This is a genomic window from Pseudomonas sp. BN102 (assembly GCF_029871245.1).
In the GTDB taxonomy this organism is placed as follows: domain Bacteria; phylum Pseudomonadota; class Gammaproteobacteria; order Pseudomonadales; family Pseudomonadaceae; genus Metapseudomonas.
This window is the reverse complement of record NZ_SSON01000080.1, coordinates 171,446-188,099: the sequence shown is the minus strand read 5'-3', so window position 1 is coordinate 188,099 and position 16,654 is coordinate 171,446. Positions and strand designations below refer to the sequence as shown.

Annotated in this window: 9 protein-coding genes and 1 pseudogene; 7 read left to right on the top strand and 3 right to left on the bottom strand. The window is 64.6% G+C overall.

Going from position 1 to position 16,654, the window contains the following annotated elements; translation table 11 throughout:
* The first annotated feature begins 228 nt into the window (after positions 1-228).
* The 3 genes from E8F12_RS28500 to E8F12_RS28490 all read left to right on the top strand — a co-directional run bounded on the left by E8F12_RS28500 (position 229) and on the right by E8F12_RS28490 (position 6,729).
* The gene (locus tag E8F12_RS28500; protein ID WP_280328569.1) at positions 229-2,139 is read left to right on the top strand and encodes a DUF1302 domain-containing protein; all 1,911 of its coding nucleotides are present in this window, start codon (positions 229-231) and stop codon (positions 2,137-2,139) included.
* Positions 2,140-2,169: 30 nt separating this feature from the next.
* Positions 2,170-3,543, top strand: coding sequence for a DUF1329 domain-containing protein (locus E8F12_RS28495; RefSeq protein WP_280328568.1), 1,374 nt, complete (start codon positions 2,170-2,172; stop codon positions 3,541-3,543).
* A 603-nt stretch (positions 3,544-4,146) separates the two neighbouring features.
* A complete protein-coding gene (locus E8F12_RS28490; RefSeq protein ID WP_280328567.1) occupies positions 4,147-6,729 on the top strand; it encodes a LuxR C-terminal-related transcriptional regulator in 2,583 nt (860 codons plus the stop codon).
* A 143-nt stretch (positions 6,730-6,872) separates the two neighbouring features.
* Here E8F12_RS28490 and E8F12_RS28485 read toward each other — a convergent pair whose 3' ends face one another.
* The 3 genes from E8F12_RS28485 to E8F12_RS28475 are packed head-to-tail and all read right to left on the bottom strand — an operon-like array spanning position 6,873 to position 11,034.
* Positions 6,873-7,427 (bottom strand): hypothetical protein, encoded by a 555-nt coding sequence (locus tag E8F12_RS28485; RefSeq protein ID WP_280328566.1) that lies wholly within the window; start codon positions 7,425-7,427, stop codon positions 6,873-6,875.
* Positions 7,424-9,403 carry an alkyl sulfatase dimerization domain-containing protein gene (locus E8F12_RS28480; protein ID WP_280328565.1) on the bottom strand — a complete coding sequence of 660 codons (1,980 nt, stop codon included), beginning with the start codon at positions 9,401-9,403 and terminating at the stop codon, positions 7,424-7,426. The genes E8F12_RS28485 and E8F12_RS28480 overlap by 4 nt, the downstream gene beginning before the upstream one ends.
* Positions 9,404-9,450: 47 nt before the next feature.
* On the bottom strand, positions 9,451-11,034 hold the full coding sequence (locus E8F12_RS28475) for a choline dehydrogenase (RefSeq protein ID WP_280328564.1): 1,584 nt from the start codon (positions 11,032-11,034) through the stop codon (positions 9,451-9,453).
* Positions 11,035-11,115: 81 nt separating this feature from the next.
* Between E8F12_RS28475 and E8F12_RS28470 the strand changes: the two genes are divergently transcribed.
* From E8F12_RS28470 to E8F12_RS28455, 4 genes and pseudogenes are all read left to right on the top strand, one after another.
* The gene (locus E8F12_RS28470) at positions 11,116-12,156 is read left to right on the top strand and encodes an AraC family transcriptional regulator (RefSeq protein ID WP_280328563.1); all 1,041 of its coding nucleotides are present in this window, start codon (positions 11,116-11,118) and stop codon (positions 12,154-12,156) included.
* A gap of 512 nt (positions 12,157-12,668) precedes the next feature.
* Positions 12,669-14,570, top strand: coding sequence for a potassium transporter Kup (locus E8F12_RS28465; protein ID WP_280328562.1), 1,902 nt, complete (start codon positions 12,669-12,671; stop codon positions 14,568-14,570).
* Positions 14,571-14,660: 90 nt separating this feature from the next.
* Positions 14,661-14,984 (top strand): annotated as a pseudogene (locus tag E8F12_RS28460) (haloacid dehalogenase-like hydrolase); the annotation flags it as partial.
* A 4-nt stretch (positions 14,985-14,988) separates the two neighbouring features.
* Positions 14,989-16,590, top strand: a complete 1,602-nt coding sequence (locus tag E8F12_RS28455) for a lytic transglycosylase F (protein WP_280328561.1) — start codon at positions 14,989-14,991, stop codon at positions 16,588-16,590.
* Positions 16,591-16,654: the final 64 nt, after the last annotated feature.

Genomic DNA, 16,654 nt, shown 5'->3' with positions numbered 1-16,654 from the left:
ACGGCCGACTGCTACCCGTGGAAACAGCTGCCGGGTATTCGGCCCCCGGGAACGCTTGTCGCCTGCCGGACGTCGCCAGGCGATCGTGGAACTGGCCGTGGTCCCTCTCCGGGACCCTCGACGTCACTCTTAGGGATGACTTTTAAAATCACTACTTCGTCCGTTACCGCCGCGGAGGGGATTGATTAGCTTTGGCCACCGAGCAGTAGTCCACCTGGGAAAGGCCAAATGACAACAAAAATAGCCCTCAACGCTTTCCGCCCTCATGCGCTGGCCATAGCCATCGCGTTCTGTATCGCGGCTCCGGCCGAAGCAGTGAACTTCAACGTCGGTGAAATCGAGGGGCAGTTCGACTCCTCGCTGTCCGTGGGGGCCAGCTGGTCTATGCGCGGGGCCGACAAGGACCTGATCGGCGTGAACAACGGTGGCGATGGCCTGTCGCAGACCTCCGACGACTCGCGTCTGAACTTCAAGAAGGGCGAGACCTTCTCGAAGATCTTCAAGGGCATCCACGACCTCGAACTCAAGTACGGCGATACCGGCATGTTCGTCCGGGGAAAGTACTGGTACGACTTCGAGCTGAAGGACGAGCACCGCCTGTTCAAGGACATCGACGACCACAATCGCAAGGAGGGCGCCCAGTCTTCCGGGGCCGAGCTGCTCGACGCCTTCGTCTACCACAACTATCAACTAGCCGACCTGCCGGGCAGCGTGCGCCTGGGCAAGCAGGTGGTGAGCTGGGGTGAAAGCACCTTCATCGGCAACAGCATCAACTCGATCAACCCGATCGACGTGTCCGCCTTCCGTCGTCCGGGCGCCGAGCTCAAGGAAGGCCTGATCCCGGTCAACATGTTCTATGTGTCGCAGAGCCTGAGCGACAACCTCTCGGCCGAAGCCTTCTACCAGCTGGAGTGGGACCAGACGGTCGTCGACAACTGCGGCACCTTCTTTGCCCAGCCGGACGTGATCGCCGATGGCTGCGACCAGAACCTGGCGGTGCTGACCAACAACCCAGCCCAGATTGGCGCCATCAACGGCATTTTCGGGCCGGCCGGCGTGGGCGTGACGCCGTCTCCCTTCAATGAAGGCATCGTCGTCCCGCGCGCCGGCGACCGCGATGCCGACAACGATGGCCAGTATGGCCTGGCGATGCGCTACTTCGCCGAGGAGCTGGATACCGAATTCGGTGCCTACTACCTGAATTACCACAGCCGACTGCCAGTGTTCAGCGGCAGCGGTGCCTCGGTTGCGGCGCAGAACCAGATCAACGCCACCGCCACCAGACTGATCCCCCTGGTCGGTGCCGGCACCGCAGCCCGCCTGGCCGCCGCCGCCACCGCCGGCAACTCCAGCTACTTCGTCGAGTATCCGGAAGACATCCACCTGTTCGGCCTGAGCTTCTCCACCACCCTGCCCACCGGTACGGCGTGGAGCGGCGAGGTCAGCTACCGGCCGAATGCACCGGTCCAGCTGAACACCACCGACATCCTGTTCGCGGGTCTGAACGACATCGTGCTGGGCGGCGCTGTTCGTCCCTTCGACAACGCCTCCGTGCTCAACGGCCGGGCTGGCCAGGACACCCACGGCTATCGCCGCAAGGAACTCACCCAGTTCCAGACCACCTTCACCCACTTCTTCGACCAGGTCATGGGCGCCAGCCGCCTGACCCTGGTGGGAGAGATCGGCGTGGTCCATACCGGTGGCCTGGAAAGCACCAGCAAGGCCCGTTACGGGCGTGATCCGGTGTTCGGCCCCGGTCCGCTGCCGAACGGCACCTGCTCGGCCCTGAACGCCAGCACCCTGGGCAACCCGAACGCGGAGAACGTCAGCAAGTACTGCGAAGACGACGGCTTCGTCACCAGCACCGCCTGGGGTTACCGCGCGCGCGCCATCTGGGACTACAACAACGTATTCGCCGGAATCAACCTGAAGCCGAGCGTGGCCTGGTCCCATGACGTCGATGGCTATGGCCCGAACGGCCTGTTCACCGAAGACGCCAAGGCCGTCAGTCTGGGCCTGGATGCCGAGTACCAGAACACCTACACCGCCAGCCTCGCCTACACCGATTTCTTCGGTGGCCAATACAACACTTCGATCGACCGCGATTTCCTCGCGTTCAGCGTCGGCGTGAACTTCTAAGCGGCCTGCAAGCCTGAGGACGACATGCGCATGAAAACAACAACGACCCTGCTGAAAACCGGCGCCCTGGCGCTGTCCCTGCTGGCCACCAGTGTCATGGCCAAGGTGTCTCCTGATGAAGCCGCCAAGCTGGGCACCAGCCTGACCCCGATGGGTGCCGAGAAGGCCGCCAATGCCGATGGCAGCATCCCCGCGTGGACCGGTGGCCTGCCGCAGAATGCCGGCACCGTCGACTCCAAGGGCTTCCTGTCGGACCCCTTCGCCAGCGAGAAACCGCTGTTCACCATCACCGCGCAGAACGCCGGGCAGTACAAGGACAAGCTGTCCGCCGGCCAGCTGGCGATGTTCAAGCGCTATCCCGACACCTACAAGATCCCGGTTTACCCGACCCACCGGACCGCGGCGCTGCCGGACAACATCTACGCCGCGGCCAGGACCAGCGCGCTGAATACCGAAGGCGTCGACGGCGGCAACGGCCTGAAGGACTTCAGCGACAGCCGCTACTACGCCTTCCCGATTCCCAAGAGCGGCGTCGAGGTGGTGTGGAACCACAGCACGCGCTATCGCGGCGGCAACATCAAGCGCTACATGACCCGCGTGCAACCGCAGGCCAACGGCGCGTTCAGCATGGTCCAGTTCACCGACGAAGTGTCATATCCCGCCGACCTGCCGGACATGGACAAGAGCAAGGCGGAAAACGTGCTGTTCTTCTTCATCCAGAACGTGACTGCTCCGGCGCGCCTGGCCGGTAACGTGTTGCTGGTGCACGAGACCATCGACCAGGTCAAGGAGCCGCGCCTGGCCTGGCTCTACAACGCCGGCCAGCGCCGCGTACGCCGTGCGCCCCAGGTGGCCTACGACGGTCCGGCGACTGCCGCCGACGGTCTGGCCACCTCGGACAACTACGACATGTTCAACGGCGCTCCGGACCGTTACAGCTGGGAGTTGGTGGGCAAGAAAGAGATGTACATCCCCTACAACAGCTACCGGCTGGATGATCCGAAGCTGAAGTACGGCGACATCATTCAGGCAGGCCATATCAACCAGGACCTGACCCGTTATGAGCTGCACCGCGTCTGGGAAGTGGTGGCCAAGCTGAAGACCGGCGAGCGCCACATCTATGCCACCCGCCATATGTACTTCGACGAGGACACCTGGCAGTTGGCCGAGGTCGACCATTACGACGGTCGTGGCCAACTCTGGCGCGTAGGTGAAGGGCATGCCCAACAGTACTACCACAAGCAGGTGCCGGGCTATACCGCCGAGGCGCTGTATGACCTGATCTCCGGCCGCTACTCGGTGCTGGGCTTGAAGAACGAGGAAAAGCAGAGCTACGAGTTCGGCGCCAAGGCTTCGGCTTCGGCCTATACCCCGGCGGCGCTGCGGCAGGCCGGTATTCGTTGAGTTGTGATACTCCGTGTGTTTTGCGGCCCTTCGGGGCCGCTTTTTTTGTCTGGATCGGGATGGGGCTTGAAGTCGGATGGTCTGGCTCATTGCCGAGCAGGTTTCGGGTTTCTGTTTCGCCTTCCCAGGCGAGTCCCTTTTCCAATCGCCGGATGGCCGGCCCCGTGAAAAGGAACCAAAAAACTTGCCCCAGCATCCGGCCCCGGCTTCGCCGGGGTTCCCTCCCTCCATCGTCGCTCCGGGGGCCCGGCGCGAAGGGCCATCCATGGCCCTACACGCCTCTCGCGGCATCCATGCCGCTCGTCCCCCCGCGCAACGATTCCACTCGGTCTCCTGAAGGGGCGAAATCGCTGCCCCACCTTCTATACGGGCTTGAAGGCAACGAGTTGGCATCAGAATGAGTTCATCGCGTCTGGCTCGAGTCACCCCTCTACCGCTTGCGGGGCGAAGAGGCACGCTTTTCGGAAGCATCGCTTTCGGTGCCGATGAGCGACTGAGCGCGAAGCGATCAGGCCGGGGCGCAGGGCGGGGGCCGGGGGAGAGGGCAGCTCTGCTAGGCGCCCCAGCATTCCGCGAACAACTTTCCAATTGAGGTCCGAGCAATTGCACGATGGCATCTGGCTCTGCAAGGATGGCGACATCATCGAACAAGAAGCGAATGTGTCCATGGCACAACCGCCAGTGCATCCCGACCTGCCTCGCCTGCCGCCGCGCCACGTCCCCCGTCCACGCCTGCGTGACGCCCTGCTGGAAGCCGATTGCCGCTTGCGCCTGCTCTGTGCGCCGGCCGGCAGTGGCAAGAGCGTGCTGCTCAGCGAGTGCATGCGGCAGTGTCCTGCCGATACCCAGCTCGTCCATCTCGACTTGCGTGGCCAACGCCTCGGTGCCGAGGCATTCCTACAGCGCCTGGCGCATGCGCTTGGCCTGGCGACAGTGGAGGTCGAGGCTATCAAGCAGTGCCTCGACAGCGGCGAGCGCCCTTGCTGGCTGGTGCTCGACGACTACCCGCGCTTTCCCGATGCCGAACTGGACCAGGCGCTGAACGAGCTCATCCTCTGTTCCCCGTACCGCGTGCATTGGTGGATCGCCAGCCGCCGTCGGCCGCAACTGCAGCTCGCCCGCCTGCTGCTGGATGGAGAGTTGTTCGAGCTGGGCAGCCACGAACTGGCTTTCTGCGAAAGCGAGCTGGCGGGGCTGTTGCAACGGGCCGAGCAGCACTGGTCCCGGCCAGCGATCCTGGGGCTGCTGGAGCAATCGCAAGGGTGGTGCGCGGGGCTTTGCCTGCGGCTGCTCGGGCTCAAGCCAGGCCAGCCGCTCCCGGCCGATTCCGGCAATGCACTGGTGCTGGAGTACCTGAAACGCGAAGTGCTCGACGAGCTGCCCGAGGAGTGGCGGCTGGGGCTTTATGCCCTGGCCCGGTTCCCGCAGTTCGATCGCGACCTGTGCGAGCAGTTGCTGGGAGTAGGCGAGGGCGGTCAGCTGCTCGATCAGCTGACGGCCTGCGGCCTGTTCATCGAGGCGGTCGACCAGCAGGGTCAGCTCCAGCGGGTCCAGCGTGCGTTCGCGCCGCTGCTGGCCGGGCAATTGCCCGACAGCATGGCCAAGTCCCTGTTCCGCAAGGCCTGCCAATGGTGCGTGAGCCAGGAGCAGATAGGCGCGGCGCTGGAGTACGCGTTCAAGGCGGAGCAGCCGGAGGTGGCCGCCAGCCTGATGGAGCGCTATACCCAGGACCGGCTCCTGCAAGGCAGTGGGATTGCCCTGCTGCTGGAGGCGCGACGCGCGCTGCCCTTGTCGATGCAGGCCGCCACACCACGCCTGACGCTGGTCAACGCCTGGATCCTGCTGCTCAGCGGCAGGCTCGAAGAGGCGCAGCATTTCGTCGATACGCTCGGTCGCTTCCTGCCCCAGCCCGATGCCCGCAGGCAGTTCGAGCTGGTCGCCCAGTGGAAGGCCCTGGCGGGCAAACTGGCTTTTCACCATGGCGATGCCGAGCGGGCGCATCCGCTGGTGGCCGAGGCCATCGACGAGCTGCCGGAGCGGGCCTGGGGACAGCGTCTGCTGTGTTGCGTGCTGCAAGTCGAGCAGGCACTGATCGACGGTGACTTCGACCTGGCGCAGGACCTCAATCGCAAGGCCATCAAGCAAGCGCGTGAACATGGCAGCCTGCCCATCGAATGCGTCCTGGCACTCGAGCACGTGAAGCTGTTGGAGATCCGCGGCGAGTTGCTGCGCGCGGAGTCCCTGGTCACCCGCCTGCGTGCGGAGCTGACCGACGCCTGGGGCGCGGAGCCCAATCCGATCCGTGGGCGTACCCAGTTGCTTCGCGCCAGCCTGTTGGCGCAGCGCGGCAATTACGAAGAGGCGGCGGCCGCCTTCGAGTCCGGTGTCCAGGAGTGCCAGCAGTGCGCCGATCCGGCGGCGACCTGGGGCTATCTGGGGTTGGCCGAGCTGGAAGCCCTACACGGTGATCTTGCGGGCGCGTTCGCGCGCATCGACGACGCCGAGCGCCTGATGCACTACAGCCATATCAGCGGGCAGCTCTACCAGGGGCTGGTTCTGCTGACCAAGGCGAAACTCTGGCTGAGCCAGGGGCGCCATGCCCATGTCGAAAAGGTACTGCGCAAGCAGCTTGGCGAATTCACCCAGCTGCCGCCATTCGGCGCTCCGGAACTGAATGTACGGCTGCGCCTGCTGCTGGCCCAGGCCCAGCTGGCCGGCGGCGAGTTGGCGGAAGCGTTGAAAAGCCTCGCGGCCATCAAGGACACCGCGCTTGACGAAGGCCGCCGGTTGCTGGCTTGCGAAGCCGGCTTCGTCCTGGTCGAAGGACTGTACGCCGCCAACCGGCAGACTCAGGCCAAGCAGGTGCTGTTGGACGTATTGGCCATGGCCCGGCAATTGGGCCTGGTCAGCATCGAGCGGGCCTTCCTCCAGCGCAACCCGGCGATGGCGCAGTGGGTGGGCGAACCCGGCGGCGAGAGCGGCGTACCGGTGGCACTGCTTACCCGGCGCGAGCTCGAGGTGCTCAAGCTGATTGCCCAGGGCTATGCCAACCAGCAGATCGCCGACGCCCTGTTCATCTCGCTGCACACAGTGAAGACCCATGCCCAGCGGATCAACGCCAAGCTGGGCGTCGAACGCCGCACCCAGGCGATCCTGCGGGCGAAGGAACTGGGGCTGAGCGACTGAGGCTCGTCATCCATCCGACAGGCCACCTCCTGAAGAAGCCCACGACCGTAGGGTGCGCTGTGCGCACCAACTCCCATGCCCATACGGTGGGCCAAAACCTCCGGCACCCATGCCCGGTGCGCATGGCGCACCCTACGCTGGAGTCAGGGCGCCGCGACCGCGAGCGGGGGACGAGGGAAGGCCTGGAGCAATGCGCTGGTGAGTCGTTCGGTTTGCAGCGCCGGGGCCAGCACCTGGATCAGGCCGGCTTGCAGCGCCTGGTCGACACCCAGCTTGCCCTGCACCAGCGCCTGCAATACGCCCTCGCCGGTTATGACGGTGGTTTCGCCCTCGGCGGGAGCGGGTACGTGCAGGGTCATCCGCAGTTCCGCGCCGGTGCCGTCGAAGCGCGCCCACAGCCCCGGCTCCACCAGCAGCAGGCTGAAGCTGTCACCCTTGGTGATGGGCGCGAGGGCGGTGCGCAGTTTGTCGAGCATGACCTGTGCCCGGCGCAGGCCGAATCCGCCCTGTAGCGGAATCGGCCTGGCCAACAGCCTGGCTTCGTAGGCATCGAAGATGGCTAGCGCAACCGGCAGCGAAGCCGGGTGCGCCGTGGCCAGGTCCACCGCCATGCCGTCGTAACCGCAGGCCAGGCTGGGCGCGCTGACACTGCAAAGCAACAGTGCCAGCGTGCCGATCAGGAAGCTCCGGGTCTTCATGGCGTGGCGATGTTGAACCAGAAATCGAACTTGTCGAGCAGGCCCATGAACTCGGCGAAGGCCTGCGGATGGCCGTCGAACTTCAGCTCGCCGGACGCGACCTTCTGCTCCAGGGTCGCCTTGCCTAGCTGGATATCTTCCAGCGTGGCCTTGCTCATGGTCAGGTCGACGTCGGCCTTGGCGTCGGCCTTGTCGACGTAGGTGAGCACGCCGTTCTCGACGGTCAGGGCATAGCGCTTGTCCAGGTCGGTGAAGTGGTAGTTGAGCACCAGCTTCTTGCCCGCGGCGCGCTCGCCGTTGAGGCGTACGGCCAGGTAGTCGAAGAGCATTTCCGGGGTCATGGCGCGGATCACGTCCGGGCTGGCGGTAACCGAGCCGCCGGCGGAGGGCACGCCGTTGCGCAGCTCATACGCGCCCTGCAGGTAGACCGAGCGCCAGGGCCCGGATTCGGCCTGATAGCCCATCTGCTCGAAGGAATCGGCCAGCAGATTCTTCGCGTCGACATTGTCCGGCTCGGCGAATACCACTTGCTTGGCTGCCTCGGCAACCCAGCGATACTCGCCCTTGGCGAAGTCGGCCTTGGCCTTGGCCAGCACCGCCGCCGAGCCGCCCATGTATTCCACGTACTTTTTCGCCGCTGCTTGCGGCGGCAGCTTGTCGAGGTTGGCCGGATTGGCGTCGTACCAGCCCATGTAACGCTGGTAGACCGCCTTGGCATTGTGCTTGAGGGTGCCGTAGACGCCACGCCCCGGCCAGAAGGATTCCAGCTCCGGCGGCAGCTTGATCGCTTCGGCGATCTCCTCGCCGTTCATGCCTTGGTTGAGCATGCGCACCGACTGGTCGTGGATGTACTTGTAGATGGCGCGCTGTTTTTTCAGGTAGTCGTCGATCGGCGCCTGGCCCCACAGCGGCCAGTGGTGGCTCTGGAACTTCACCTCGGTCTTGTCGCCGAACAGGTCGATGGTTTCGCCGAGGTACTTCGACCACTGCAACGCATCGCGCACCTGGGCCCCGCGCAGGGTGTAGAGGTTGTGCATGTTGTTGGTGGTGTTCTCGGCCATCCACATGGCCTTGGCGTCCGGGAAATAGGTGTGCATTTCCACCGGTGCCTCGGTGCCCGGGGTCATCTGGAACACCATCTTCACCCCGTCCAGGGTCAGTTCCTGGCCGGTTTTCTCGATTTCGTCGGTAGGCTGGATCAGGGTGGTGGTGCCGGTGGAAACGGTAACTCCCATCCCGGCGTTGACACCGCCTTGCGGGTTGCGCGGCAGCAAGGCGCCGAACATGTATACCGCACGGCGGGCCATGGCATTGCCGGCGATCACGTTTTCGCTGACTGCGAGTTCGCTGAAATCCTTGGGCGCGACGATACGCACCTTGCCGGCCTTGACGTCGGCTTCGTTTACTATGCCGCGCACGCCGCCGAAGTGGTCGATGTGCGAGTGGCTGTAGACCACGGCCACTACCGGTTTCTTGCCCAGGTGCTGGCTCACCAGCTCATAGGCGGCCTTGGCGGTTTCCTGGCTGAGCAGGGGGTCGAAGACGATCCAGCCGGTCTTGCCCTCGATGAAGGTGATGTTGGAGACGTCGTAGCCACGCACCTGGTAGATGCCATCGGTCACCTTGAACAGCCCGTACTCCATGCTCAACTGGGCATGGCGCCACAGGCTGGGGTTGACCGAGTCCGGCGCCGGCCGGTCCAGGGCGATGTACTGCTTGTAGCTCTCCAGGTCCCAGACCACCTTGCCGCTAGCGTCCTTGATGGTCAGGGTTTCCGGCTTGGCAATGAATCCGCGCTGGGCGTTCTCGAAGTCTTGCCTGTCGCTGAATGGCAATGCAGCCAGCACGGCCTGGTTGGCGGCCCTGGTGGCATCGCTGGCCGGTTTGGCGGGAGCCGGGGCGGCCTGGGCCACCGCGGCGGAAAGCAGGGCGGCGACCAGCCCGGCCGAGGTCAGGCATTTCAGGGAGCGGTGCATCTCATGCATCCTCGTTGTTGTTGGATGAGGTTGGGTGCAGGGGGCCATCAGGCCTGTGCGATCCATTCCGCCGTACGCTCGGCGATCATGATCGAAGCGGCGTTGGTGTTGCCGCCGACCAGGGTCGGCATGATCGAGGCGTCGACCACCCGCAACCCCTGGATGCCATGCACGCGCAACTGGCTGTCCACCACGGCGTTCTCGTCGTGGCCCATGCGGCAGGTTCCTACCGGGTGGTAGATCGAGTCGGTGCGTTGGCGCAGCACCTCGATCAGCTGCTCATCGCCATGCAGGCCGTGGCTGTACAGATCCTTCAGGCCGAAACGCGCCATGGGCGCCTGTTCGACGATTTCCCGCGCCATGCGGTAGCCCTTGAGCAGGGTCTGGACATCGTCGTCGTGGCCGAGGAAGTTAGGGTCGATACGCGGCGGCGCGCTGGGGTCGGCCGAGTGCAGGCTGACGCTGCCGACGCTTTTCGGCCGCAGCACGCAAACGTGGCAGCTGAAGCCATGGCCCCAATGCAGCTTGCGGTTATGGTCGTCCAGCATGCTGACCACCGAATGCAGCTGGATGTCCGGGCGCGACAGCGCGGCGTCGGTCTTGAGGAAGGCGCCACCCTCGGCGAAGTTGCTGGCCAGCGGGCCGCGCCTGCGGGCCAGGTACTGGGCCAACGCCGAGCCCATCTTCAGGCTGCCGCCAATGGAGTAGCCCAGCAGGGAGTTGTCGGTGCCCTTGTAGCAGAGCACCACGTCCGGGTGATCCTGCAGGTTCTGGCCGACGCCGGGCAGCTCATGCTGGACGGCGACGCCGTGGGGCTTGAGTGCGGCCTCCGGACCTATGCCCGAGAGCATCAGCAGGTGCGGGCTGCCGAAGGCGCCAGCGCTGAGCAGCACCTCCTTGCGCGCCTTGAGGGTGATCGAGCTGCCCTTGATTCGGACCTGTACGCCAGTCGCCTGCCGTCCCTGCAGCAGGATGCGTTCGGCATGGGCGCCGGTCAGCACGCTGAGGTTCTTGCGCTCGCCGCGGATCGGCTTGAGGAAGGCGGTGGCCGTGCTCCAGCGCCGGCCATCGCGAATGGTCACGTCGTACTGGCCGACCCCTTCCTGCTCGGCGCCGTTGAAGTCGGCGTTGTAGCGGTGGCCGGCCTTCTGTCCGGCTTCGATGAAGGCATGGGTGGCGGCGTGGGCCTCGATCTGGCCGACATACAGCTCGCCGTCCTTGCCGTGGAAGTCGCAGGCGCCGCGATGATTCATCTCGCTCTTGCGGAAATAGGGCAGGACCTCGGCGAACGACCAGCCGGGGTTGCCCATGGCTTGCCAGTCGTCGAAGTCGCTGTGGTGGCCGCGGATGTAGATCATGCCGTTGATCGAGCTGCTGCCGCCCAGCACCTTGCCCCGCGGCTGGTAGCCGATGCGCCCCGCGAGGCCCGTCTGTGGCACGGTGTCGAAGGCCCAGTTGACGTGGCGGGTCGGCAGGATGGCGGCGATGCCGGCCGGCGCATGCACCAGCGGCGAGCGGTCTTCCGGTCCCGCCTCGAGCAGGCATACGGAAACGGCCGGGTCGGCGCTGAGACGGTTGGCGAGCACGCAGCCGGCCGAACCGGCACCGACGATGATGTAGTCGAATTCCATAGGGGGCTCCAGGCTGGAGGAGGGGGCCTGGGCATTCTTCGCGGAACCTGCGGGGAGTTATTGATCTTTGATGACAATTATTTGATCTTTGCCGACATGGACCCCTTTATCAGAACCACTTCCTTCGCCGGATTCCGCGAGCTGGTCAGCAAGCTCGGGCGGGACCCCATCCCGCTCCTGGAGCGCTTCCGCGTTCGCCCGGAGTTGCTCGACGACGAGGACGCCCGCGTGCCGCTGCGCTCCCTGGTCGGGCTGCTGGAGTACACGGCCCAGGAGCTGGACTGCGCCGACTTCGGCCTGCGCATGGCCGAGTACCAGAACCTGCACGTGCTCGGCCCCATCGCCGTGATCGCCCGCAATGCGGTGACCGCCGGGCATGCCCTGGCGGAGATCGTGCGCTTCATCGGCTATCACAGTTCCGGTGTCCAGCTCGATCTGGACCGCAGCGAGCCGCAGGCCCCACGCCTGGAGATCGGGCTGCTCCTGCCGGGGACGATGCCGCAGCGGCAGATGGTGGAGCTGGCCATGGGCGTGGCGCACAACACGATGAAGCTGCTGTACGGCGCCAATTTCAGCGCCAAGGCGGTGCTCCTGTCCGGCGTCAGCCCGCTGCCGCCGGCTCGCTATCGCCGCTACTTCCAGACGGAGGTGTATACCGGGCAGGGCTGCAACGCACTGGTATTGACCGACCAGCAACTGAACCAGCGCATCGAGCAACAGGACCCGAACCTGCACCGCGCCCTGGTGCAGTACCTCAGCCATTTCAATCTGCAGAGCTCGTCCGACCTGGTGGACCAGGTCCAGCGCCTGGTGCTGCGCATGCTGCCGACCCAGCAATGCCGCCTGCCACTGATCGCCGAGCAGATAGGCCTGCACGAACGGGCGCTGCAGCGCCAGCTCGCCGAACTGGGCTGCCGGTTCGACGACCTGGTGGAAGGCATTCGCCGTGATCGCGCCGACTTCTACCTGGCCGAGCGCGACATCCCCATGTCGCAGATCGCCGGCATGCTCGGTTACAGCGAGCAGAGCGTGTTCAACCGCGCCTGCCGACGTTGGTTCGCGATGACGCCCGGAGCCCGGCGGCGCCAGTTGCTGGCGCAACGAATGAGTTCGCCTGGGTAAGGATCCGCGTTCGAAACATGATGCCCGCGCAGGGCTCATCTAGACCGTAGGAGCGAGCCCCTCAAGCCGGGCACTAGTGCCTGAAGTGCAGATGATGCCTGTCGCACCATAGTTTGATGGCTGGCCGGTTGACCCATAGGGCCATTCCGATGCTGCCGATGAAAGCGCAACCGACGATGATCAGGCCTAACGTGTTCACGCTCATGGCACGCCTCCCACATCTTTCGACCGACTACAGAAAAAACCTAACAAAGCGGTTTGCTGCTGACAAGTTGCTTCCATCTGCAACTAACGACCGCTGATCGAGAGCCATTGACCGGCCAGCTGCACGCGATCTTTTTACGCTTTTTTTACGCCGGGAACGCCAATCGCACAGGATACTTGACGCCCGTTCATGGCTGGTCGGGCTGCCTATCCGAGTTTGCCGCACCCCCGCTTCAGCTCGGCGACCGACCTCGATGCCATCAACCTTCCACCCGCTTTGCCGCCAATATTTCCCCCGGAGTTGATCGATGAGCTCGAAGGTCCTGGAGCCGATGGCCCATTCTCCTGCCCACTCGTCATCCCTTGGCTTGCTCGTCGCCGCCACCGGCGTGGTCTACGGCGATATCGGCACCAGTCCGCTGTACACCCTCAAGGAAGTCTTCGCCGGCCACTATGGCGTGGAGGTCAACGCGCCGGGCGTGCTCGGGGTCCTGTCGCTGGTCCTCTGGTCCCTGCTCTGGGTCGTGTCGCTGAAATATGTGCTGTTCATGCTGCGCGCCGACAACGGCGGCGAGGGCGGCGTCATGGCGCTGACCGCGCTGGCCCGTCGCGCCACCGCCGCCTATCCCAGGCTCAGTGCGCTGCTGGTCCTGCTGGGGTTGTTCGGTACGGCACTGTTCTACGGCGACAGCATGATCACCCCGGCAATCTCCGTGCTGTCTGCAGTCGAAGGCCTGGACGTCGCCCTGCCTGGCGTTGGTCATTGGGTCGTGCCAATCACCGTGGTACTGCTGATCGGCCTGTTCCTGATCCAGAAGCACGGAACCGCGCGAATCGGCATCCTCTTCGGACCGGTGATGGTGCTGTGGTTCGTGGTGCTGGGCGTACTCGGCATCCACGGCATCTCGCAGCGGCCCGAGGTGCTGCAGGCCGTCAATCCGTGGTGGGCATTCAACTTCTTCGTGGCCCACCCGGGCATCGGGGTGACCATCCTCGGCGCCGTGGTGCTGGCCCTTACCGGTGCTGAAGCCCTGTATGCCGACATGGGGCATTTCGGCCGCAAGCCCATTGCCAGGGCCTGGTTCTCCCTGGTCCTCCCCGGACTGGTGCTGAACTATTTCGGTCAGGGCGCCTTGTTGCTGTCGAATCCGGCCGCCGCCCGCAACCCCTTCTACCTGTTGGCCCCGGAATGGGCGCTGCTGCCGATGATCGCGCTGGCGACGCTGGCCACGATCATCGCCTCCCAGGCGGTGATCTCCGGCGCATTCTCGTTGAGCCAGCAAGCGATACAGCTGGGCTACATCCCGCGGATGCAGGTGCAGCACACATCCAGCGCCGCCCAGGGCCAAATCTACATCGGCGTGGTGAATTGGGCGTTGATGACCTGCGTCGTGCTACTGGTGATCGGCTTCGGCTCTTCCGGCGCGCTGGCCGCGGCCTATGGCGTGGCCGTCACCACGACCATGCTGATCGACACCCTGCTGGTCTCGGCCGTGATGTTGCTGTTGTGGCGCGCGCCACGCTGGCTGGCGGTGCCGCTGCTGCTGGGGTTACTGGTCGTGGATGGGCTGTTCTTCGGCGCCAACGTGCCCAAGATCTTCCAAGGTGGCGCCTTCCCGGTGGTGGCGGGGGTGATCCTCTTCCTGCTGATGACCACCTGGAAGAGCGGCAAGCAAATCCTGATCGAGCGTCTGGACGAGACGGCGCTGCCGCTTCGAGGATTCCTCGACAGCATCCGGATCCAGCCGCCGCATCGCGTCGGGGGCACGGCGATATTCCTCAGCGCCAGCCCGGACGCCGTCCCCCATGCGCTGCTGCACAACATGCTGCACAACCAGGTGCTGCATGAGCAGGTTGTGCTGCTGACGGTGGTAACCGGGGACACCCCGCGCATCGAGGATGACCGACGCTTCGAAGTATTGCCGTACGGTGACGGTTTCTACCGCGTGCTACTGCACTTCGGCTTCATGGAGGAGCCCAACGTGCCGGAGGCCCTGCAGAAGTGCCGCATCGACGAGATGAACTTCGCGCCCATGCGCACCACCTACTTCCTCAGCCGCGAAACGGTGATACCCACCAAAGGCCTCGGCATGTCGCTCTGGCGCGAAGGATTGTTCGCCTTCCTGCACAAGAACGCCAACAGCAGCCTGCGTTACTTCCAGTTGCCGGTGAACCGCGTGATCGAACTGGGCACCCAGGTCGAGATTTGACCCGTCTTGGGGTGGGCCTGGCTGCGCATGGAAAAGATGGGATTGCGAGCAATACTTCGCTGACGCCGCACGGATGATGGTGCCTCTCATTTGCGGGATGCCGAACCCTTGCCATCCTGGCAGGATGGCCCTCCCAGGAAGGCCATAATCGAGTTCGTCGAGGCAGTCACCGCCGAGGGATCCAAGGACTTCGTCGCGCCAGCCGAACGCATTGCGGTGTTCGATAACGACGGCACGCTGTGGAGCGAACAGCTCATGTACTTCCAGGTCCTGTTCGCCCTTGCCGAGGTCGAGCGCCTGGCCCCGCAACACACTGAATGGAAAAGCCAGCAGCCGTTCAAGGCGGTGCTGGAGGGCGACTCGCTCGGCGCCAATCTTCTCTATGGCGTGGCGGCAACAGGGTCCGAATTGACGATTGTTGATTCGAATCATCATCGGTATTCCGGTCTTATCGCGGGCGGGCGTGAAGCCAGGGATCCATGAGTTCAAGTTGCCGATGGAGATACCCGTGGTACGTTTTCCGTTTCGCCCGCCCCTGCGTGCTTCCGTCCGGGTTGCCGCGCTTTCCCTTTTCGCCCTGGCCATGAATCCCGCTTGCGCCGATGCAAAGCCCGACGGGGCGCCCGCTGGTCACCTGCAATCCTTGGCGCTGGATGTACCGGCTGTACAGACCGACGATTTCGACCGGATCGCGGAGCGGCGCATCCTGCGCATCCTGGTGCCCTACAGCAAAACCTACTTCCACATCGAGCGCGGCCAGCAGAAGGGGATCAGCCATGAGTTCGGCAAGGCGCTCGAGCAGTGGCTGAACAAGCGCTATCCGCAGAAAGGCCCGGTGCAGGGTTGGCATGTGATGTTCGTTCCGGTATCGCGGGACCTGTTGATCCCGGGGCTGCTCCGCGGACTGGGCGATATCGCTGCGGGTGGCTTGCTGGCTGACGATGAGCGTCGCCTGGACGCGGTTGCGTTCAGCGCCCCCTTCTACTCGAAGGTCCATCAGGTCGTGGTGACCGGACCGGCCGTGCAGCCCATCACTCACCTGGACCAGCTCGCCGGCCAGGAGGTCGCGGTGCGGGCATTCAGCAGCCAGTTCTGGAAGCTGATCAAGCTGAGCAAGGCACTACAGGATCGGGGCTTGCCCAGCATCAGGATAGTGCCGGTGGACGACGGTCTCGAACCCGAGGACCTGCTGGCGATGGTCGATTCGGGCCGGGTCGCGGCTGCTGTGGTGGACCGCTATGTGGCTCAGGCGTGGCAGCCTTTCCTCGGCGCCATCCGTATCGACGAAACGTTGTGCCTGGATGCAGGCGGCGAATATGCCTGGGCGCTTCGCCAAGGCAACCCGTTGCTCAAGGCCGTGCTCGCGGAGTTCGTCGCGGAGCACCACCTGGGCACCGAGTTCGGCAGGCGGCTGCATGCACGCCAGATTCGGGAAGGGCGATTGCTGGCAGACAGTGTCACAGCGAAAGAGGAGGAAGCGTTCAAGGCGTTGCACCATGCCTTCGACAAGCAGGCGCAAAGGTATGGCCTCGATCCCCTGATGCTGATGGCGCAGGCCTTCCAGGAGTCGCGGCTGGATCAAAGCGCGCGCAGCGACAGGGGCGCGGTCGGCATCATGCAGGTGTTGCCGACCACGGCAGCGGACCCCAATGTGCGGGTAGCCGGCGTCAGTACCAGCGCCGAGAGGAATGTCGAGGCCGCCAGCAAGTACCTGCGTTTCCTCGCCAACACTTATCTGGATGATCCGGGCCTGACCCCGGACAACAAGGTGTTCATGCTCCTGGCAGCCTACAACGCGGGGCCGGGCAACCTGCGCCGGGCCAGGCGCCTGGCACAGGAACGCGGCCTGGACCCGGATATCTGGCTTCACAACGTCGAGCGCGCGACTGGGCAGCTCCTGGGCAACGAGACCGTCAACTATGTGAACAACGTCTACAAGTACTACGTTGCCTACAAACTGGCCGAGGAGCGGCGGCAGGAAAGGCTTGCCGGCCGGCAGGATGACCCAGGCGGTGGCTGACGGAGGAGTGTAGCGACCCGGCGCAGGGCGGCCGGTAGGGGAGGGAAGCGGCTCGCTGCGAGTG

Coding starts and splice junctions, on each gene's coding strand:
- E8F12_RS28465 (WP_280328562.1), top strand. CDS start 12,669: ATGAGCTCGAAGGTCCTGGAGCCGATGGCCCATTCTCCTGCCCACTCG.
- E8F12_RS28485 (WP_280328566.1), bottom strand. CDS start 7,427: ATGAAGACCCGGAGCTTCCTGATCGGCACGCTGGCACTGTTGCTTTGC.
- E8F12_RS28475 (WP_280328564.1), bottom strand. CDS start 11,034: ATGGAATTCGACTACATCATCGTCGGTGCCGGTTCGGCCGGCTGCGTG.
- E8F12_RS28495 (WP_280328568.1), top strand. CDS start 2,170: ATGAAAACAACAACGACCCTGCTGAAAACCGGCGCCCTGGCGCTGTCC.
- E8F12_RS28480 (WP_280328565.1), bottom strand. CDS start 9,403: ATGCACCGCTCCCTGAAATGCCTGACCTCGGCCGGGCTGGTCGCCGCC.
- E8F12_RS28500 (WP_280328569.1), top strand. CDS start 229: ATGACAACAAAAATAGCCCTCAACGCTTTCCGCCCTCATGCGCTGGCC.